This window comes from Nocardia sp. NPDC004722 (assembly GCF_053601505.1).
Genome location: NZ_JBSGBY010000850.1, coordinates 1 through 2,765, shown reverse-complemented (window position 1 = coordinate 2,765; position 2,765 = coordinate 1). Strand labels below are relative to the sequence as shown.

Genomic DNA, 2,765 nt, shown 5'->3' with positions numbered 1-2,765 from the left:
ATTCTGGCGGAACGTCGAATACACGTGCCAACGCGATAATCAGATCGAGCCGCGGAATGGCATCGCCGTGAATGAGTCGGTACAAACCGGATTGGCTGCCGGGGATGGTGATCGGGCGGCCGTCGAGGGTGGCGGCGGTGGCGTGACCGTCGCGGATGGTGAGGGTGCCGCCCTGGAAGGTCTGCTGCGCGCCGCCGGGGATCTCACCCTCGTCCGAGAGCGGGTAGCCCAGCGGGCCGTTCTCGAATCCGGTTGCGCGCCAGGCGTCCATGATCGGCCCGTTGCGCACGCCCCACGCGCCCGAGAGCGGGCTCCAATAGATATTGCCGCCCTCGAAGGCGCTGTAGCGGCCGAAGTCGCGCAGCGGCGCCTCGTTCGAGGTCGGGAAACCGTAAGGGCTGTTCTCGAATCCGAGCTGCCCGTACTTGCCGAGGATCAGACCCTGCACCAGGTGCGCGCCGGTCTTCGAGCTGAAGTAGACCGGCCCGTTCTCGAAACCCTGGACCACGCCGTCCCTTTGGGGCGTGCGGGTCTCCTGGCCGTTGGGGTAGCCGGCCGGTCCGCGCTCGTAGCCCTGTTTGGCCCATTCGTCGAAGATCGCGCCGCGCACGGCCTGCGCGCCGGTCTGCGGGGTCCAGTAGACCGACCCGTGCTGGAAGGGCTGCAAGCGGCCGCGACCGTCGGGCAGTCCGCCCTCGCCCGCGGTCGGGAAGCCCAGACCGCTTGCCGCGCCGCCCAGTCCGGCATAGCTGCCGCCGATCGCCCCGGCCACCGGCTGCGCGCCCGTGGCCTGCGAATACAGCACCTTGCCGCCGCGGAAGTCCTGCGCGACGCCGCCGGGCACCTGGTACTCACCGGAGAGGCAGTCGCCGAGCCAGTTGTTGCCCTGCACGATCGGCGCGATCGCGCCCGCCACCTTGCACTCCAGGGCGGTGGCGTCCACGCCGATCGCGGCCGCGGTCTGCGGCCACGCCTGACGCATCTCGAAATCCCAATACGGCCAGGTATGGGTGCCCGAGGCGCGGTAGTTCACCGAGACCGGGATGTTCAGCTTGTTCAGCTTGGCCACGAAGTTCTGGGTGCTCAGCCGCGAGAGCACCTCGAGGCCCAGGCCCGCGTAATTCGTGGTGATGCCCGGAATGTCGGAGAGCGGATCGGTGGTGCCCGCGACGCCGTTGCCGCTGGAGACGTAGAGCGCGGTGCCCTTGAGCTTGTCGGCCAGCTCGTACGGGTCGTGTTCCTTCCAGGCCGGGCTGGAGGGCGGGCCGAACATCTTGCTGGAGTCGTAGCCGCCCGCGTCGTGCATGGCGAAGTTGACCGCCTGCGGCATGCCGAGCGAGGTCAGGGTGAGGAAGCCGGAGTAGGAGGCGGCCGAGCGCACCCAGCCGGGATTGCGCGCGGCCAGCATCATGGCCGCGGTGCCGCCCATCGAAAGGCCCTCCACCGCACGCACATCGGTGGCGCGGAACTGGCTCTCCAGCAGCGGCGGCAGCTCCCGGACCAGGAAGGTCTCCCACTGGTAGTTGCGGCCGTTGTCGGGGGCCAGCCAGTCGGCGTAGAAGCTGGACTGGCCGCCGATCGGCAGCACCACCAGCGCGTTCTTGTCGGCGAAGAACCCGGCCGCGCCCGCGTCCTTGGTCCAGCCGTTCTCCTCGTCGGTGGCGCGCAGGCCATCGAGCATGTAGACGACCGGGAACTTGGCGTCGGGCTTGACATTCCAGTCGCGCGGCAGCAGCAACTGGATCTCGACCGGTGCGCCCGAGGCGGGCGAATTCACCCACACGGTGACGCGGCGGTCGCTGACCCAGGTCATCTTCTGGATGCTCGCCGGATTCGCGGCGGGGGCATCGGGTGCGGCCGAGGCCGGACCGGTGCCCACGAAAATGCCCGCGGCCAGCGGAAATATCGCTGCCGCGGCGCATGCCACCCAACGCGTACGCCCTCGCTTGATCCCACGGACAACACCAGCCACACAAGTGTTGTACCTCCGGCAGCGCTCAACTCCCGGTAGGACACACGGAAACCGATCCCCCTACAGCAAACGACCAGTTTCCATTCGGCGTACGGCGTGTCTCGCTACGACACCCCGAGAGCGGCCAGGATGTCGGGCCGGGCCGAGGCCAGCTGGTCCTGCCAGTAGCCCCAGGAGTGGGTGCCCTTCACCGGCAGGCTGTAGTGCGCGCCGATGCCGAGCTGATTCATCCGGGCCATGAAAGAGATGGTGTTGACCATCGACAGCGCCTCCAGGGCAACGGCATTGACGGTGTTGAAAATGCCGACCGGCCCGTCCGGATTGTCGTGCGCGCCCGGCACACCCCACGAGGCGGAGATGTAGAGCGGCAGATTGCGCAGCTGCGGGGCGAAGACGAACGGGTCCATCCGCAGCCAGGCCGGGCTCCACGGCCAAGCCATGGAATCCACATTGAACCGGCCCGCGTCGAGCATGGCGATCCGAATCGCCTCGCGCATACCGGGTGCGGAGATATTGAGGTAGCCGGAGAACGAGGACGCGTGCTTGAACTGGTCGCGGTGATAGGCGGCCAGCGCCAGCGCCGCCGAGCCGCCCATGGACAGCCCGGCCACCGCGTTGTTGGTGCGGGAGACGCCGTAACCCTCCAGGAAGGCGGGCAGCTCCTGGGTCAGGAAGGTCTCCCACCGGTAGGTGAGCTTCTGGCCGTTGGTGCTCGAGGGCGCGCGCCAGTCGGTGTAGAAGCTGGACTGGCCGCCGACCGGCATCACGAGGGTGACGTTGTCCTCGGCGAACT

2 protein-coding genes are annotated in these 2,765 nt (G+C 68.4%); both read right to left on the bottom strand.

The window, feature by feature from the left end:
- Window positions 1-1,927: alpha/beta hydrolase-fold protein (locus ACWELQ_RS42930; protein ID WP_452402722.1), on the bottom strand; the 1,927-nt coding region annotated here is incomplete at its 3' end.
- 149 nt (window positions 1,928-2,076) lie between these two features.
- Window positions 2,077-2,765: alpha/beta hydrolase (locus ACWELQ_RS42925; RefSeq protein ID WP_452402721.1), on the bottom strand; the 689-nt coding region annotated here is incomplete at its 5' end.